This window comes from Tenacibaculum sp. IB213877, from assembly GCF_034043975.1.
GTDB lineage: Bacteria > Bacteroidota > Bacteroidia > Flavobacteriales > Flavobacteriaceae > Polaribacter.
Map to the genome: position 1 here is coordinate 323,514 of NZ_JAXCHH010000005.1, position 17,068 is coordinate 340,581.

A 17,068-nucleotide genomic window follows, 5' to 3' on the forward strand; every position below is an offset into this window, starting at 1 on the left:
AAAGTACTAAAAAACACTTAGGTTTTTTCAGTAAATGCCATAGTGGCTATACTAATAGTAATATTTTTAGTTTTTAACAATTCATTACAACAAGCTTCAAGCGTGGCGCCGGTAGTAATTACATCATCCACTAATAAAACATGTTTGTTTTCAAAAAAAGTAAGATTGGTGAGTTTGAACTTAGTGTTTTCATTAGAAAAGCGTTCAAAACGCTTTTTTAAGGTTTGTGTTGATGATAAATCTACTCGTTGTAAAATATTCTCTTGATAAGAAATTTCAAGTTCTTTGCTCAAACTTTTTCCGAAGGTCGTAACTTGATTATAACCTCTTTTTTGTAGTTTTTTTGGATGTAAAGGAACAGGAATAATATAATCTATATCCGAAAAAAAGTTCTTTTCTTTTAAGTGGTTCCTAAACCATTGTCCTAAAAAGCTTCCGATTTCTTGATTGTTTTTATACTTGAGATGATGAATTAATTTTTGAGTAGTATTTTCTTTTTGAAAAGAAAGCAAAGATACTGCGTGTTTTATAGGTATTCTCCCGTAAAATGATGAAGCCACTAAATTTTTTTCTGGATCTTCAATATCTAAGATAGGCAGATCAAACCTACAGCTAGAACACAATATTAACTCACTGGAATAGAGGTTGGAATTACACCCAACACATAATTCAGGATAAAACAATTTAGTAAAGTCTTTTAAAAATTGCATATTTGCGTACCTACTTTCATGAAATATACAAAAAAGTAAGGGTATTTATTTTGAGCAAAAAGATTAAATTTTTTAAAGAAGCATTAAAAAACTATAAAACATCAGGCACTGTAGTACCAAGTTCTCGTTTTTTAGCTAATGAAATATTAAAACCAGTAAATTTTAAAAATGCTAAAGTTATAGTTGAATTAGGTCCGGGTAACGGAGCTATTACAAAATACATTTTAAAAAAGCTACAACCTAGTACAATGTTAGTCTGCTTCGAAATAAACGATACTTTTTATAATGAATTACTTCAAATTAACAATCCGCAATTAAAAGTTTTAAAAGCTTCTGCAGAAGATGTAAAAGAAGAATTAAATAAGTTGGGTTTTGATCAAGCAGATTATATTATATCCAGCTTGCCTTTAACCATATTACCTAGTAATTTATCTGAAAACATATTAAGAGCATCTTATAATATCTTAAAAAATAAGGGCTACTTTATGCAGTTTCAATATAGCTTATCATATTATAAAAAACTTAAAAAAATCTTTGGAGAAAATATTTCATTAAGTTTTGAACCTTTAAACTTTCCACCGGCTTTTGTGTATAAGTGTACTAAAAAATAGTATTTTAGCGGGGTAATATATTTTGTTACCACATTAATTATTCCCCACATAATGAACTCAAAAAATAAAAATAGAGGTATTGTTATATTTCTATTGCTTTTAATTTTTGCTATCGGTTTTTTATCTTATCAAAACACAAAAGACTATCAAACTCTTCAGTTAGCATTCAAAGAAGAAAAAAATGAGTTAGAAAAAGAGCTTAGCAAAATTATTAATGACTATGATGAGGTTATTGATCAAAAAATATCTATTTCTAGTAATTTAAGAAATAAAAGAAATAGAGTTATACAGCTAAGAGATTCTATTAAAAATTTAGAAGAGAAAAATTACAACTTAATTAAAGGGTTTAGAAGAAGAGTTTCAGATTTGGAAAAAGAAAATAGAATACTTTTCTTTCAAATAGATTCTTTAAATGAAATTAATAGTGTTTTGCAAGTTGAAAATGTAACAGTAAAAAAGGAGTTAGATAAGCAAAGTGTTATTAATGAGCAAATTATAAAAAAATACAGCAACTTAAAGAAAAGTCAACAGCAATTAGAAGAAATAATAAAGAAAGCATCTGTAATAGAAATTGATGGTTTAGAATTTACTGCTATGAAAAGAAAGAGTAATGATAAATACACCTCAACTTCAAGATCAAACAGAACGGATGCTTTTAAAGTGTCTTTTAACTTACTTACAAATGAATTAGTTGCTTCAAGAGTAAAAAAAATCTACATCAGTATACTAGACAATCATAAAAATACAATTTCTCCTACTGGAAAAATATGGTTGAAAACCAAAAAAAACATTTCCTATAGCAAAGAGATTGAAGTAAACTTTTCTAGCCCAGAAATATCTTTAGTTTCTTTAATTGAGGTTGATAGAAATCATATTTCTGAAGGAGCTTATCAACTTAATGTATATTTAGAAGATAAATTAATAGGAAATAAGGTTTTAGAGCTTAGATAAAAAATTAACTTTTTTTTTATTAATAAAATAATTTTCATAATTAAAAAACGTTACTATTTTTAGAAAATCATTAACCCATAACTTTATTTATAATGAACGAATCCCCAAAAAAGAAAGATGGTTTAAAATACCTCTTAGTAGGATTATTAATTATTTTACTTTTCTATGCTTACAAAAAAAATGACGATTATGTAAAATTAGAAAATGCTTTTGTAGAAGAGAAGTTAGCACTTCAGCAAGAATTAGATGAAATTATCAATGATTATAAAGATTTATCTGTTAAAAAGAAAGAACTTTCAAAAAGACTAATTAAAGAAGTAAATAAAATTATTGCTCTTAGAGATTCTGTTAAAAATTTAAAAACAAACAACTTTAAACTGATAAGAAAATACCGTAGACAAGTAGCTACTCTTGAACGACAAAACAGAATTTTGTTTAATAAAGTAGACTCTCTTAATATATTAAATAAAGAATTAGAAGATGCAAAAAAGGCAGTTACCAATGAGTTGAATTTACAAGACTCTATAACAAAACAATTGGCAGCAAAAAATGACTCGCTATTAAAATATGCACAAGAGTTGCAAGCAAAAATAAATTATGCTGGAGCATTAAAAGTTGAAAACATTGATGTAACAGCAATGAAAGAAAGAAGTAGCGGAAGACTAACAACTACTTCTAGATCTAATAGAACAGATGCTTTTAAGGTAAACTTTAAATTGCCAAAAAATGAATTTACAGTGCCTGGAGAAAAAACTATATACGTTCAAATTCACGATATAGAAAAAAAGGTTGTAGCTCCAGAAGATATCACAACGCTCAAAAATGGTTTAGAAATAGAATATAGCGATGAAATAAAAGCTAATTATGAAAACAATGAATTAAATGTTGTTTCTTTAATATTAGTAAACAGAGATCTTATTAAGAATGGAGAATATATTGTAAATGTTTTTGTAGATGGTGTTTTCTCAGGTAACTCCTCTATAAAATTAAGATAATATCAATATTTCAAATAAATAAAAAAGTGAAGAATATAACTTCTTCACTTTTTTTATGTTTAATTACTTTATATAAAAACCTTATTTTATTTTTGCAATATGGCAAAACAAGAAGATCAATTCAAAAATGTAATATCGCACGCTAAAGAGTACGGTTATATCTTTCAATCATCTGAAATTTATGATGGTTTAAGTGCGGTATATGATTATGCACAAAACGGAGTAGAGTTAAAAAAGAATATCCGAGAATATTGGTGGAAAGCAATGGTGCAAATGCACGAAAATATTGTAGGTATAGATGCCTCAATTTTAATGCATCCTACCACTTGGAAAGCCTCTGGGCATGTAGATGCTTTTAACGATCCGTTAATTGATAATAAGGATAGTAAAAAAAGATATAGAGCCGATGTTTTAGTAGAAGACTATTGTGCTAAAATTGAAGCTAAAATTGAAAAAGAAGTAAAAAAAGCAGAAAAACGCTTTGGTGATGCTTTCAATAAAGAAGAATTTCTTTCAACAAACGCTAGAGTTTTAGGTTATCAAGAAAAGATAAATACCATTCTTTCTCGTTTAGCAAAGTCCTTAGAAAATGAAGATTTAGCAGATGTGAAAACATTGATAGAAGAATTAGAAATTGCTTGTCCGCTTTCTGGAAGTAAAAACTGGACAGATGTTAAGCAATTCAATTTAATGTTTGGCACTCAGTTAGGAGCTTCTGCAGATAGTTCAATGCAAGTATACCTACGCCCAGAAACAGCACAAGGAATCTTTGTAAATTTCTTAAATGTGCAAAAAACGGGTCGTATGAAAATACCTTTCGGAATTGCACAAACAGGTAAGGCTTTTCGTAATGAAATTGTGGCGCGTCAGTTTATTTTTAGAATGCGCGAGTTTGAGCAAATGGAAATGCAATTTTTTGTAAAACCAGGCACTCAAAAAGAATGGTATGAAAACTGGAAAGAAACCCGTTTAAAATGGCATTTATCATTAGGAATGGGTAAAGATAATTACCGCTTCCATGATCATGAAAAATTAGCACATTATGCAGATGCAGCAGCTGATATTGAATTCAAATTTCCATTCGGTTTTAAAGAATTAGAAGGAATTCACTCACGTACCGATTTTGATTTAAGTCAGCACGAAAAGTTTTCAGGAAAGAAATTACAATATTTTGATCCAGAAGAAAATACAAGTTATATACCCTACGTAGTAGAAACTTCTATAGGTTTAGATCGTATGTTCTTAGCCGTTTTTTCTAATTCATTACAAGAGGAAGAATTAGAAAACGGAACCACACGTACAGTTTTAAAATTACCAGCTGTTTTAGCGCCATTTAAAGCGGCAGTTTTGCCATTAGTAAAGAAAGATGGATTACCAGAAATAGCACGTAAAATAGTTGACGATTTAAAGTGGGATTTTAATATTACGTATGATGAAAAAGATGCTGTAGGTAGAAGATACCGTCGTCAAGATGCAAACGGAACACCTTTCTGTATAACCGTTGACCATGATACGTTAGAAGACAATACAGTAACTATTCGTCATCGTGACACTATGGAACAACAAAGAGTTAAAATAGAAGAACTAAGAGATATAATTAAACAAGAAGTAGATATGCGCTCTTGGTTAATGAAAATGTAAGTTGTTATTAAAGTAAAATCAATCCTAAGTCAAAAGCTTAGGATTTTTTTTATTTGTAATTTTGTAACAAATTTTAAAAGATGAAAAAACTTGTTATAACCCTTTTTATCATTTTTTTAATATGGATGATTGTTGGGGCTTGTTTATTATACATGGAATACCCCAAAGCACAAATAGTAATGGGCTTAGGAGTGTTTTTTATGTCTTTTATATTAATGCCTATATTTATTTATTATAGATATAGAGATGGTAAGTATAAAAAGTATATAATAGGTAATGAAAAAAGTAAGGATTAAGTTTTAATAGGAAAATTTATCAAAGATACCCAATGGTATTTTTTTCCACAATGCAAACAATAATAAGTTTTTACTAAAGGAATGTATCTAACAAATCCGTTTCTTCTTGTTCTTCTTCTTTCCACAGAAGAACAATGAGGGCATTTTTTCATAATTCTTTTTCTTTAAGCAACTAATTTAAGAAAATATTTAGTTTTTTATTTTAATTAAAACTTAAAATTTTCAGTGGTAATATTATCTCTTATAAAAAATATACCCCAAAAATTAAGTTTTTGGGGTATGCTAATTATAATTTAAACTATATTATTTGCTTTATTAGTTCTTGTAATGGCCTGTTCGTTTTTCCAGTCAATCCATTTTTGGCCACGAATTCTTCGCATAATGTTATCAATGCTACGCATTATAAATACATTGTATACGGCTTTTCCTAAATTTTTTGGATTTCGAGCAATAGCACGCAAACTCATTGAAAAACCCGGTGTAACATAACGCATATAATGCCAATATCCTTCAGGCATGTACAACACATTTCCATGCTCTAATTCAGCAATAAAACCTTTTGCATTTTTTAATGCGGGCCATTTTTCAAAATCAGGATCATTAAAATCTATATCTTCACGTGTAATTAATGAATGCGGAATTTTATACAAGTGTTTATTTTGTTTTTGATCAAACAAAATACACTTTTTCTTCCCTTCAAAATGGAAGTGAAAAATATTGGCTAAATCAATATCATAATGCATAAAAGTATACGAATCTCGACCTCCAAAGAAAAGCATTGGTAATCCTTTCATTAATTTCAGTCCAAAATCTGGAAATGTAAAATCTTTTTGTAACTGTGGAACCTCTTTTAAAACATTCCACAAAAATATTCTAAATTTTGTAGGTTCTCGTTTTAACAAATCTACATACTCTCTCATTTTCATAGTTGCATGTGGTTCGTTAAAACCATCTTTATAATCTACCGGTCTATCATCATATAACGGAACTGTTTTGTCTCCTGCAATTTCCTTCATATAGTCTAAAGACCACTTGGAGTATGCTGGCCAATCTTCGATAAAACGCTCAATAACAACAGGTTTTTGAGGTTTAAAATAGTTTTTGATAAAATCTTCTTTGGTTATGGTTTCAACTCTGTCTACTTGTTGCAATTGTAGTTCCATGCATTCACAATTTTAAAACAGCAAAGTTAAGAAAACGTTACTTAATTTCTTGTAACATAGGTTGCAAAAAAAAACCATCAAATTATGATGGTTTTATGTTTTTAAGATCTTAAAACTTTGGCTTCTTGTTTTTTAGCTTCGTTACGCTCAATTTTATGATCTGGTCTTGTCCATTTTGGTTTTTCTCCTAAATCTTGATATTGAGAATTAGCTGCTTCTACCGATTCTCGTTGCTCGTGTTTATAAAATGCTTTTTGCGTATTCAACCCTAATTCTTCAAACATTTTCATGTCTTCATTAATATCTGGATTTGGAGTAGTTAATAACTTATCTCCTGCAAAAATTGAATTTGCTCCTGCAAAGAAGCACATAGCTTGACCTTCTCTGCTCATTTGCGTTCTACCTGCAGATAAACGTACTTGAGATTCTGGTAACACAATACGAGCAGTAGCAACCATACGCACCATTTCAAAAATATTTACAGGTGGTTGGTCTTCTAACGGAGTTCCTTCAACAGCTACCAAAGCATTTATCGGAACCGATTCAGGGTGCGGAGAAAAACGCGTTAACGTTTCTAACATTCCTGCTCTGTCTTCTAAAGATTCTCCCATACCAATAATTCCACCGGAACAAACTGTAACATTTGTTTTACGAACGTTTTCAATGGTGTCAATTCTGTCTTTGAAGGCACGAGTAGAAATTACATCATCGTAATAATCTTCCGAAGTGTCAATATTATGATTATACGCATATAAACCAGCTTCTGCTAAACGTTTAGCTTGGTTTTCGGTTACCATTCCTAAGGTACAGCAAACCTCCATATCTAACTTGTTAATTGTACGAACCATTTCCAATACTTGATCAAATTCAGGTCCGTCTTTTACGTTTCTCCAAGAAGCTCCCATGCAAACTCTAGATGAACCGCTTTCTTTAGCACGTAACGCTTGTGCTTTTACCTGATTCACGGTCATTAAATCGTTGCCTTCAATATCAGTATGATAACGAGCAGCTTGTGGGCAATATCCGCAATCTTCTGAACATCCACCGGTTTTGATAGAGATTAAGGTGCTTACTTGTACAGTGTTAGGGTCGTGGTGTTTTCTATGAATAGTTGAAGCTTCATATAAAAGCTCCATTAAAGGTTTGTTATATACAGCTAGAATTTCTTCTTTCGTCCAATCGTGTCTTATTTCACTCATAAAATCGTTGTTTGTCAAATTCAAAAGTAGGAAAAGTAAATTTATTTTTGGCTTATTTTGAAATTAAAACCGAAACAGCATTTCCGCCAAAACCTACAGCATTTACTAATATTTTGTTCAGTTTTTTAGGCTGAATTTGTTCTTGCGCAAAAGGAACTCGAACTGCTTGTTGATGTTGTAGCATTAATAAAGCTAGTTCTAAACTTAATAGTCCTGAAGCACCAAATGTATGGCCTAGTTTCCATTTATTGGTGGTTAAAAACGGAGTACGATTTCCAAAAACTTTTTTGATTGCATTTACTTCGGAAGAATCGCCTTTAATCGTTCCTGGAGCATGCATCACAATAGCATCAACTTCTTCCAAATTGATGTGTTGTGTTGCCATTTTCATCGATTTTTGAAAACATTCTGCATCTGCAGTTACGGAAGTGTTGTGTTTTAAAACTTCTGTTGCGTATCCAATTCCTTCAATTTTAGCAATCGCCTTGGTGCTTTCTCCTTTTTCTAAACAGATTACAGAAGCTCCTTCGCCTAAAACCATAGTGTTTTTAGTTTTTTCTAAATCTAAAGCTTTACATGGATACGTTTCGACTTCGCTCAACGACCTTTTCGCGTACACTTTCAAAGCTTGCATTTGTGCTACCGTAAAATCGGTTAACGGAGCTTCGCTACCGCCCACTAAAAACTTATCGCACATTCCAGAATTAACCCATGCAACTCCGTTTAATAATGAATGCAATGCTGTGGAACAAGTAATGGAATGTGAAACCTCAGGACCGTTGGTTTGTAAATCGTGTGCCACCCATGAGGAAATATTTCCTAAGGTAGTTGTAGGTGAACTTAACGTTGAGGATACTCCTTTGTCTAAAAATTCCTTGTGATATTTTTCAAATAAAGAAGTGGCGCCACGAGAAGAACCGATATTAATTCCGAAGTTATCTTCTGGTTTCCAACCTGCTTTTTCAACTGCTTTTCTCGAAGCATACAGCGCAAACAAAACAGTGTCATCTAAGTTTTTATACTTATTATCTGAGTTTTTTATTTGCTCAATAATTTTTTTATCATCATTAGAAAGTTGTGCAACCCAAGCAGAAAAATCACCAAAATCTTTTGTTGAAATTCTGTGATTGTTGTCTAAATACGCTTTCCAAACTTCTTCAGAAGTACTTCCTAAAGCAGAAATTGAGGCAAATGATGTTATGGATATTGGATTTATCAAATTAAAGTAATTTTGACAAAAATATGTTTTCTATGGTTATTTTTAAGTAAATAATTTAGCTATCTTGCTCGGAAAACTATGAGTGAACAATATCAAAAAAATTGGTTTTCCAGAAACTGGCCTTGGGCTTTACCTTTAGGATGTTGCTCTGGGTGTTTAATTTTTATTCTCCTATTTGTTTTCGGTATTGGAGCTACCATTTTTGGAGTGGTAAGTAAAATGGAGGAAATATCTCCTATTGATGATGCTATTGAAATTGCTAATAAGAATGAAAAACTTATAGAATTAATAGGAGACAATATTGAAACCAATGGTTTTCCAAATGGTAATATTTCTGTTAACAATGATAATGGAGATGTAGATTTTTCTATTCCAATTAAGGGTGAAAAAGGAGAAGCTACACTAATTGTAAGAGGAATAAGAGTGAATAAGGAATGGGTTTATGAAGATTTATATGTTAGTATTAAAGAAACTGGTGAGGAAATAAACCTTTTAGAAAAAGAAAAGATTTTAGAAAGTATCTAAAACCTTTTCAATAACCGAATACACTTTTTGAAGCTGGTCGTTTGTAATTACAAACGGAGCTAAAATGTATATGGTATTTCCTAACGGACGCAAAAACACGCCGTTTTCCATAAAAAAGTTGAATAACTTATAGCGTAAATCTCCGTAACGTTCCATTTCAACATTTAAATCTAAAGCATAAATAACACCTTTTTGTCGAGTTGATTTGACTTTAGAATGTTGCTTAATTTTCGCATCAAATTCTTGATGTGATTTAATAATTCGTTGAATATTTTGCTGGATTTCTTCTGATTGTAATAATTCAATTCCTGCCAAGGCAGCAATACACGCTACTGGATTTGCAGAATAGGTGTGTCCGTGGAAAAATCCTTTAGCAATATCATGACTTAAAAAAGCATCATATACTTTTTGAGAACAACTCGTAATTGCCATAGGAACCAAACCAGCGGTCAGTGATTTTGACATACAAATAATATCTGGCTTATTTTCAAGGTAATCGGATGCAAAATGCTTCCCTGTTTTTCCAAAGCCAGTCATCACTTCATCAGCAATGGCTAAAACGTTGTTTTTATGGGCGATTTCAATAAGTTCATTTAAGAATTTGGCGTCAAACATTTTCATAGCCGCAGCACCTTGAACCAAAGGTTCGTAGATGAAAGCAGCAACTTTGTGTTCTGAAATCAATTGCAAAAACTGAGTTTTTACTTCTTCAAAATTTTCTTGAGTAGGAACTGGAATTCTTTCTACATCAATAAAAAAATCTTCAAAAGGCCCGTTGTATACCGAAAGTCCGGAAACAGACATTGCACCGAAGGTGTCTCCATGAAATCCATCTTCTAAAGCAATGATTTTTCCTCTTTTTTCACCTTGATTAAAATGATATTGCAACGCCATTTTAATGGCTACATCAACCGATGTTGAACCGTTATCTGAAAAAAAGATCTTTTCTTGATTCTCAGGAAGAATTTTAATGAGTTCTTCTGATAACTTGATAGCGGGTTCGTGTGTGAATCCTGCAAAAACTACATGATCCAGTTGTTGCATTTGTTCGGAAACCTTTTGGGTAATATATTCGTTACAGTGACCGTACATGCAAGTATACCAAGATGCTATTCCGTCAATATATTCATTCCCTTGATCGTCATACAACAACGCATCTTTGGCTTTGGTGATTGCCAAATGATTTGGATGTAATTGGTGTTGTGTTAACGGATGCCAAAGGTGTTTTTTGTCTCTTTCGGTTAAGTTCATATGATCTGTCATTCCTGCGAAGGCAGGAATCTTTTTAATTGTTGGTTACTTTTGTGAAATTCCTGCCTTCGCAGGAATGACATTTATAATTTATCTCTAAATAATTCAGCGTATTCTTTGATTACATTTTGATCAAAATATGGTTCTTCTTCAATTCTTCCAATTACAGGAACATCTGTCATTTTTTTAATGATACTTTCTGTTGTTGGATGCTCGTTTCCACTAAAAACTAAGGATACATCAAATCCTTTTTCTTTTAATAAATTAATGGTTAACAAGGTGTGATTGATGCTTCCTAAATAATGACGAGAGACCACAATTACTTTGTAATCTGGTTTGATAACATCTAAAATAGTATTGGTGTCGTTCAACGGAACTAATAATCCGCCAGCACCTTCAATAACCAAATGATTTTTAGTTTTTGGTTCTTTGATGTTTTTGAGTTCTATTTGTGTACCGTCAATTTCAGCAGATGCATGTGGACTCATAGGAGTTTGCAATGCATAAGAATTAGGATAAAAAACTGATTTTTTGTTAGAAATCAACTTTTGAACTTTATGGGTGTCTGAATAATCCAAATCTCCAGATTGAATAGGTTTCCAATAATCAGCTTCCAGGGCTTCTGTAATAATTGCAGAAGCAATGGTTTTTCCTACTTCTGTAGAAATTCCTGTGATAAAATATTTTTGTTGTTTCATGTCATTACGAGGAGCATTGCGACGAAGTAATCTCTATTTATAGAAGCAGATTGCTTCACTTCGTTCGCAATGACGTTTAGATTGCAAAAGTAGCAAGGTTCTCTAAAACCTGAGTAATTTCTTGGGTAGAATTATAACTGTGCAAGCAAAAACGTAATCGTTCTTTTCCTTCAGTAACTGTAGGAGAGAGTATAGGTTTTATATTAAATCCGTTTTGTTGTAATTGATTAGCGATGTTTTTAGTTTTTGTGTTTCCTGATATTACACAACAATGAATAGCTGAATTGCTTTCGATAAAAAGGTTTTTCAGCTCCAATCGCTCAATTTCTGATTTAAAATGATGAATATTTTGATGTAGTTTATCCGTTGAATCATCATCTAATTGCTCATAAGAGGTTTTGATAGTTGCTAAAGAATGAGGTGATAAACCTGTAGTGTAAATAAAACTACGAGCAAAATTTACTAAATATCGGGTGAGCTTTTTGCTTCCTAAAATCGCTGCTCCGTGGCAGCCTAATGCTTTACCAAAAGTGATAATACGAGCAAAAACTTCATTTTCTAAATTTAATTTTTGAACTAATCCAGCGCCAAAAACTCCCATAGCATGAGCTTCATCAACAATCAAATAAGCATTGTTTTTTTTAATAATTTCTATCATTGCCGCTAAATCAGGGGAATCTCCATCCATGGAAAAAACAGATTCTGTGACTACATATATGTTTGAATGAGATTCTGAAACAAGTTCAGAATGTCGAATCAATAATTTTTCGAGCTCCTCAATAGTATTATGCTGAAATTTATACGCTTTTGCATTTGAAAGTTGAATTCCATCTCTAATTGAAGCATGAATAAATTCGTCGTATAAAATAACATCTCCTCTTTGAGGAACTGACGCAAAAAAACCAATATTAGCATCGTAACCAGAGTTGAAAACCAAAGTGCTTTCAGTGTTGTGAAAATCAGCTAAAAAAACTTCTACTTCACTATATAAAAGATGATTCCCAGTCAATAACCTTGATCCGGTTGCTCCATTCAACTTAAAGTTTTTTTCAATTAAAAACTGATGTGTTTTGTCAAAAATGAGTTCAGACTTCGTAAAACCTAAATAATCATTAGAAGAAAAATCAACTAACTCGTTTTTTGAATCCAAGGTTCGTAACGCTTCATTTTCTTCTCTCAGTTTTAATTTTTGTTCGAGTTTTTTTGGAAATATCATATGGTAAAAATAAAAAAGACTTGCACATAGTTGTGTAAGTCTTTTTTTAGCTCCTCTTCTTGGGCTCGAACCAAGGACCCTCTGATTAACAGTCAGATGCTCTAACCAACTGAGCTAAAGAGGAATGTTCTGTTAGAACAAATATATGTAAAATGTAGAAATTATCGGCTTCTACTTTGCCTTTGCTCCTCCTCTTGGGCTCGAACCAAGGACCCTCTGATTAACAGTCAGATGCTCTAACCAACTGAGCTAAGGAGGAATTTAAAAACGAACCTCGTTTTAAATGCGAGTGCAAATTTAAGCAGTTTTTTTATATCTGCAAATTTTTTTATTAAAAATAGTATTATAAAACTAGATAAAATAAAAAAGACATGATAAAAATCTGTTTCTGTACATTTTAAAAACAAAAAACAACAAAATTATTTTCTATTAATATTAACAAAATAACAGTAAAAAAATATCTTGTTTTTATCAAAAGTTGTACTTTTGTGTTCATTATTCTTAATAAAGAAAAGTACGATAGTATATATGGACAAGTTTTCGTTCTTAAACGCAGCACACACAGGTTTTATTGGTGATTTATATGAGCAATATCAAAAAAATCCAGATGCAGTAGAGCCAAGTTGGAGAAGTTTTTTTCAAGGGTATGACTTAGCAAATGAAAATTATTCTTTGCATGAAGAAGAAACTTCAATTGAGGTGCCTGTAGTAGTGCAAAAAGAATTTTTAGTAATAGATTTAATTAACGGTTACAGAACGAGAGGGCATCTTTTTACCAAAACAAACCCTGTTCGTGAGCGCAGAAAATATTCACCAACTCTAGATATTGAAAATTTTGGATTATCTAAAGATGATTTAGAAACAGTTTTTAGTGCTGGAAAAATATTAGGAATAGGAGTTAAAACGTTATCGGAAATTATTGATCATCTTCAAGCTATTTATTGTGATAGTATAGGGGTTGAATATATGTACTTACGTAACCCAGAAGAAATTAAGTGGTGGCAAAACCGTTTAAATCAAAATGATAATCATCCGAACTACGACTTAGATTCCAAAAAATATATTCTTTCAAAATTAAACCAAGCTTCAACTTTTGAAAGCTTTTTGCAAACAAAATATGTGGGTCAAAAACGTTTTTCTGTAGAAGGAGGAGAAACACTAATTCCCGGATTAAGTGTTGCACTTAGAGATGCAGCTGAGAAGTTTGGTGTTGAGGAGTGTGTATTAGGAATGGCACACCGTGGTCGCTTAAATACCTTGGTTAACATTTTTAAAAAACCCGTTAGAGATTTATTTAGTGAGTTTGAAGGAAAAGATTTTGAAGATGAATCTATTGACGGAGATGTTAAATATCATCTTGGATTAACACTAAGCAAAGAGTATAAAGGCGGACAGAAAATGAAAATGAATTTGGTGCCTAACCCTTCCCATTTAGAAACTGTTGATGCTATTGCAGAAGGAATTACTCGCGCAAAAATTGATCTAAACTATAACGGAGATAATAGCAAAATTTTACCTGTTTTAGTACATGGAGATGCTGCAATTGCTGGCCAAGGAATAGTCTATGAAGTAGCTCAAATGATGACTTTAAATGGCTATAAAACAGGAGGTACATTGCATGTGGTAGTAAATAATCAAGTAGGTTTTACAACCAATTATTTAGATGCACGTTCAAGTACGTATTGTACAGATGTTGCTAAAGTAACACTCTCACCAGTATTACATGTTAATGCAGATGATGCAGAAGCAGTATGCCATGCAATGGCTATGGCTGTTGAATACCGTGCAAAGTTTAATAAAGATGTATATATAGATTTGTTAGGATATAGAAAATACGGTCATAATGAAGGAGATGAACCGCGTTTTACACAACCAAAACTATATAAAGCTATTTCAAAACACAAGAATGCTAAAGAAATTTACGCTGCTAAACTTATAAAAGAAGGAAGTGTAACTGCAGACTATGTGACTCAAATTACTGAGGATTTTAAAAACCATTTAGAAGAAGAATTTGCAGAGTCTAAAAAGAAATCGACTTCAAAAATTCAAGATTTTATGCCAGACGTTTGGAAAGGTTTTGTGCGTAAGCAATTAACAGATATGTTACAACCCATTGATACCACATATTCAGTTGATGCCTTAAAAGATATTGCTAAAGTAATATCTACAACTCCAGAGGGACATAAGTTTGTGCGTAAAGCAGAGCGTATTTTGAATGGCCGTGAAAAAATGGTTTTTGAAGACAATTCTTTAGATTGGGGTACTGCTGAAAATTTAGCTTACGGAACATTGTTAGAAGAAGGTTATGATGTTCGTATTTCTGGAGAAGATGTTGAGCGAGGTACTTTTTCACACCGTCATGCTATTATGCGTGATGAAGAAACTTTAGAGCGTGTAAACTTATTAAATACAAATCCGAAAAATAAAGGAAATTTCACCATATATAATTCACATTTATCAGAATATGGAGTTTTAGGGTTTGATTATGGTTATGCAATGGCTGCACCTAACACGCTAACAATATGGGAAGCACAGTTTGGTGATTTTGCTAACGGAGCACAAATTGTTTTTGACCAGTATATTTCCTCAGCAGAAGACAAGTGGAAATTACAAAACGGATTGGTAATGTTGTTGCCTCACGGTTATGAAGGACAAGGACCAGAGCATTCATCAGCAAGAATTGAACGTTTTTTACAATCAAGTGCAATAGATAACTGGACAATTGCAAATTGTTCAACACCTGCAAATATATATCACATTTTACGCCGTCAAATAAAAAGAAGTTTTAGAAAACCATTAGTTATATTTACACCTAAGAGTTTATTACGTCATCCTAAAGCAGTAAATACTATTGAAGATTTAGCAAATGGAACTTTCCAAGAAGTGATTGATGATACTATAAATACTTCTAAAGTGAAAAAAATGGTGTTTTGTACAGGTAAATTCTATTACGATTTATTAGCAGAGCGAGAAAATTTAGGAAGAGAAGATGTAGCCTTAATTAGAATAGAACAGTTGTTTCCATTGCATTTAGAAAAAATTCAAGAAGTAATGAATAGATATCCAAATGTAGATCGCTATGTTTGGGCACAAGAAGAGCCTAAAAATATGGGAGCTTGGGGGTATATGTTAGAACGTTTTGAATTAGCTAAATTAGAAAGTGCTACAGAAAAATACAGATCTGCTCCAGCAGCAGGTTCAAGTACACGATTTAAAGAACGTCATCAAGCAATAATAGATCAAGTATTTGATTAGTTATTAAAAAAAGAAAATAAAATAAACCAAATAAATTGGATGCTGAAACAAAATCAGCAAAACTAAAAATAAAGAAACATGAGTGTTTTAGAAATGAAAGTTCCTTCTCCAGGGGAATCAATTACAGAAGTAGAAATTGCAACTTGGTTAGTTGAAGATGGTGATTATGTTGAAAAAGATCAACCAATTGCTGAAGTAGATTCTGACAAAGCAACTTTAGAATTACCTGCTGAAGAGAGTGGAATTATCACTTTAAAAGCAGAAGAAGGTGATGCAGTAGCGGTTGGAGCAGTAGTTTGTCATATTGATATGAGTGCTGCAAAACCAGAAGGAGGAGTGGAAAAAAAGGAAGCTCCGAAAGCTGAAGAAAAGAAAGAAGAGCCTGCTAAAGTTGAACCTAAGAAAGAAACGTATGCAACAGGAACAGCATCTCCTGCAGCTAAAAAAGTATTAGCTGAAAAAGGGATGAGTGCTTCTGATGTACAAGGTACTGGTAAAGACGGTAGAGTAACTAAAGACGATGCTGTAAAAGCTGTGCCATCTATGGGAACTCCAGGAATGGGTAACCGTGGAGTTGAGCGTAAAAAACTATCTATGTTGCGTAGAAAAGTTGCTGAGCGTTTAGTTTCTGTAAAGAACGAAACAGCTATGTTAACTACGTTTAACGAAGTTAATATGCAACCAATTTTTGATTTACGTAAGCAATTTAAAGATGATTTTAAAGCTAAACACGGAGTTAGTTTAGGTTTTATGAGCTTCTTTACAAAAGCAGTTGTACGTGCATTACAAATGTATCCAGCTGTAAACTCAATGATTGATGGTAAAGAAATGGTTTCTTTTGAATTCCAAGATATTTCTATTGCTGTTTCAGGGCCAAAAGGATTAATGGTTCCTGTAATTAGAAATGCAGAAAACTTAACCTTTAGAGGAGTTGAAAGCGAAGTAAAACGTTTAGCGTTACGTGCTCGTGATGGTCAAATTACTGTTGATGAAATGACTGGAGGTACGTTTACAATTACTAACGGAGGTGTATTTGGTTCTATGTTATCTACACCAATCATTAATCCACCACAAAGTGCAATTTTAGGAATGCATAATATTGTTAATCGTCCTATGGCGGTGGATGGTCAAGTAGTAATTCAACCAATTATGTACGTTGCTTTATCGTATGACCATAGAATTATTGACGGTAAAGAGTCTGTTGGATTCTTAGTAGCGGTTAAAGAAGCTTTAGAAAATCCAGTAGAATTATTGATGGACGGAAATCCAACGAAAGCATTAGAAATGTAAATTATTTCGAAAAAATATTAATGTTAAAGCAGCTTTTTGAGCTGCTTT

Annotated in this window: 15 protein-coding genes and 2 tRNA genes; 8 read left to right on the forward strand and 9 right to left on the reverse strand. The window is 32.0% G+C overall.

What is annotated here, in order from left to right; translation table 11 throughout:
• Positions 1-17: 17 nt before the first annotated feature.
• Complete coding sequence (locus SLH33_RS07345; protein ID WP_320418436.1) at positions 18-710, reverse strand: ComF family protein; 693 nt, start codon at positions 708-710, stop codon at positions 18-20.
• 50 nt (positions 711-760) lie between these two features.
• On the opposite strand from SLH33_RS07345, the gene SLH33_RS07350 reads away from it, so the two are divergent.
• The 5 genes from SLH33_RS07350 (at position 761) to SLH33_RS07370 (ending at position 5,204) form a co-directional block, all read left to right on the forward strand.
• Complete coding sequence (locus tag SLH33_RS07350; protein WP_320418437.1) at positions 761-1,321, forward strand: class I SAM-dependent methyltransferase; 561 nt, start codon at positions 761-763, stop codon at positions 1,319-1,321.
• Positions 1,322-1,372: 51 nt separating this feature from the next.
• Positions 1,373-2,272 (forward strand): hypothetical protein, encoded by a 900-nt coding sequence (locus SLH33_RS07355; protein WP_320418438.1) that lies wholly within the window; start codon positions 1,373-1,375, stop codon positions 2,270-2,272.
• 92 nt (positions 2,273-2,364) lie between these two features.
• A complete protein-coding gene (locus SLH33_RS07360; RefSeq protein ID WP_320418439.1) occupies positions 2,365-3,267 on the forward strand; it encodes a hypothetical protein in 903 nt (300 codons plus the stop codon).
• 99 nt (positions 3,268-3,366) lie between these two features.
• A complete protein-coding gene (locus tag SLH33_RS07365; protein WP_320418440.1) occupies positions 3,367-4,908 on the forward strand; it encodes a glycine--tRNA ligase in 1,542 nt (513 codons plus the stop codon).
• Between the two features lie 80 nt (positions 4,909-4,988).
• Entirely contained in the window at positions 4,989-5,204 is a 216-nt protein-coding gene (locus tag SLH33_RS07370; RefSeq protein WP_320418441.1) for a hypothetical protein, read from the forward strand.
• Between the two features lie 293 nt (positions 5,205-5,497).
• On the opposite strand, the gene SLH33_RS07375 is transcribed toward SLH33_RS07370, so the two are convergent.
• The 3 genes from SLH33_RS07375 to SLH33_RS07385 all read right to left on the reverse strand — a co-directional run bounded on the left by SLH33_RS07375 (position 5,498) and on the right by SLH33_RS07385 (position 8,785).
• Positions 5,498-6,367: a cupin-like domain-containing protein gene (locus SLH33_RS07375; RefSeq protein WP_320418442.1), complete on the reverse strand. Its 870-nt coding sequence runs from the start codon at positions 6,365-6,367 to the stop codon at positions 5,498-5,500.
• A gap of 101 nt (positions 6,368-6,468) precedes the next feature.
• Positions 6,469-7,566 (reverse strand): biotin synthase BioB, encoded by a 1,098-nt coding sequence (gene bioB / locus SLH33_RS07380; protein WP_320418443.1) that lies wholly within the window; start codon positions 7,564-7,566, stop codon positions 6,469-6,471.
• 52 nt (positions 7,567-7,618) lie between these two features.
• Positions 7,619-8,785, reverse strand: a complete 1,167-nt coding sequence (locus SLH33_RS07385; RefSeq protein ID WP_320418444.1) for a beta-ketoacyl synthase N-terminal-like domain-containing protein — start codon at positions 8,783-8,785, stop codon at positions 7,619-7,621.
• Between the two features lie 78 nt (positions 8,786-8,863).
• On the opposite strand from SLH33_RS07385, the gene SLH33_RS07390 reads away from it, so the two are divergent.
• Positions 8,864-9,310 (forward strand): cytochrome c oxidase assembly factor Coa1 family protein, encoded by a 447-nt coding sequence (locus SLH33_RS07390; RefSeq protein WP_320418445.1) that lies wholly within the window; start codon positions 8,864-8,866, stop codon positions 9,308-9,310.
• Here the strand turns inward: SLH33_RS07390 and bioA are convergent.
• The 5 genes from bioA to SLH33_RS07415 all read right to left on the reverse strand — a co-directional run bounded on the left by bioA (position 9,296) and on the right by SLH33_RS07415 (position 12,734).
• Positions 9,296-10,561 (reverse strand): adenosylmethionine--8-amino-7-oxononanoate transaminase, encoded by a 1,266-nt coding sequence (gene bioA / locus SLH33_RS07395; RefSeq protein WP_320418484.1) that lies wholly within the window; start codon positions 10,559-10,561, stop codon positions 9,296-9,298. The genes SLH33_RS07390 and bioA overlap by 15 nt on opposite strands.
• 83 nt (positions 10,562-10,644) lie before the next feature.
• Positions 10,645-11,259 carry a dethiobiotin synthase gene (bioD, locus tag SLH33_RS07400; RefSeq protein WP_320418446.1) on the reverse strand — a complete coding sequence of 205 codons (615 nt, stop codon included), beginning with the start codon at positions 11,257-11,259 and terminating at the stop codon, positions 10,645-10,647.
• A gap of 76 nt (positions 11,260-11,335) precedes the next feature.
• On the reverse strand, positions 11,336-12,475 hold the full coding sequence (locus SLH33_RS07405; RefSeq protein ID WP_320418447.1) for a pyridoxal phosphate-dependent aminotransferase family protein: 1,140 nt from the start codon (positions 12,473-12,475) through the stop codon (positions 11,336-11,338).
• A 50-nt stretch (positions 12,476-12,525) separates the two neighbouring features.
• Positions 12,526-12,599: transfer RNA gene (locus tag SLH33_RS07410), tRNA-Asn, on the reverse strand.
• Positions 12,600-12,660: 61 nt separating this feature from the next.
• Positions 12,661-12,734 (reverse strand) — tRNA-Asn (locus SLH33_RS07415).
• A gap of 269 nt (positions 12,735-13,003) precedes the next feature.
• Here SLH33_RS07415 and SLH33_RS07420 point away from each other — a divergent pair.
• Entirely contained in the window at positions 13,004-15,730 is a 2,727-nt protein-coding gene (locus tag SLH33_RS07420; RefSeq protein WP_320418448.1) for a 2-oxoglutarate dehydrogenase E1 component, read from the forward strand.
• A 78-nt stretch (positions 15,731-15,808) separates the two neighbouring features.
• Positions 15,809-17,020, forward strand: coding sequence for a 2-oxoglutarate dehydrogenase complex dihydrolipoyllysine-residue succinyltransferase (odhB, locus tag SLH33_RS07425; protein ID WP_320418449.1), 1,212 nt, complete (start codon positions 15,809-15,811; stop codon positions 17,018-17,020).
• Positions 17,021-17,068 lie beyond the last annotated feature (48 nt).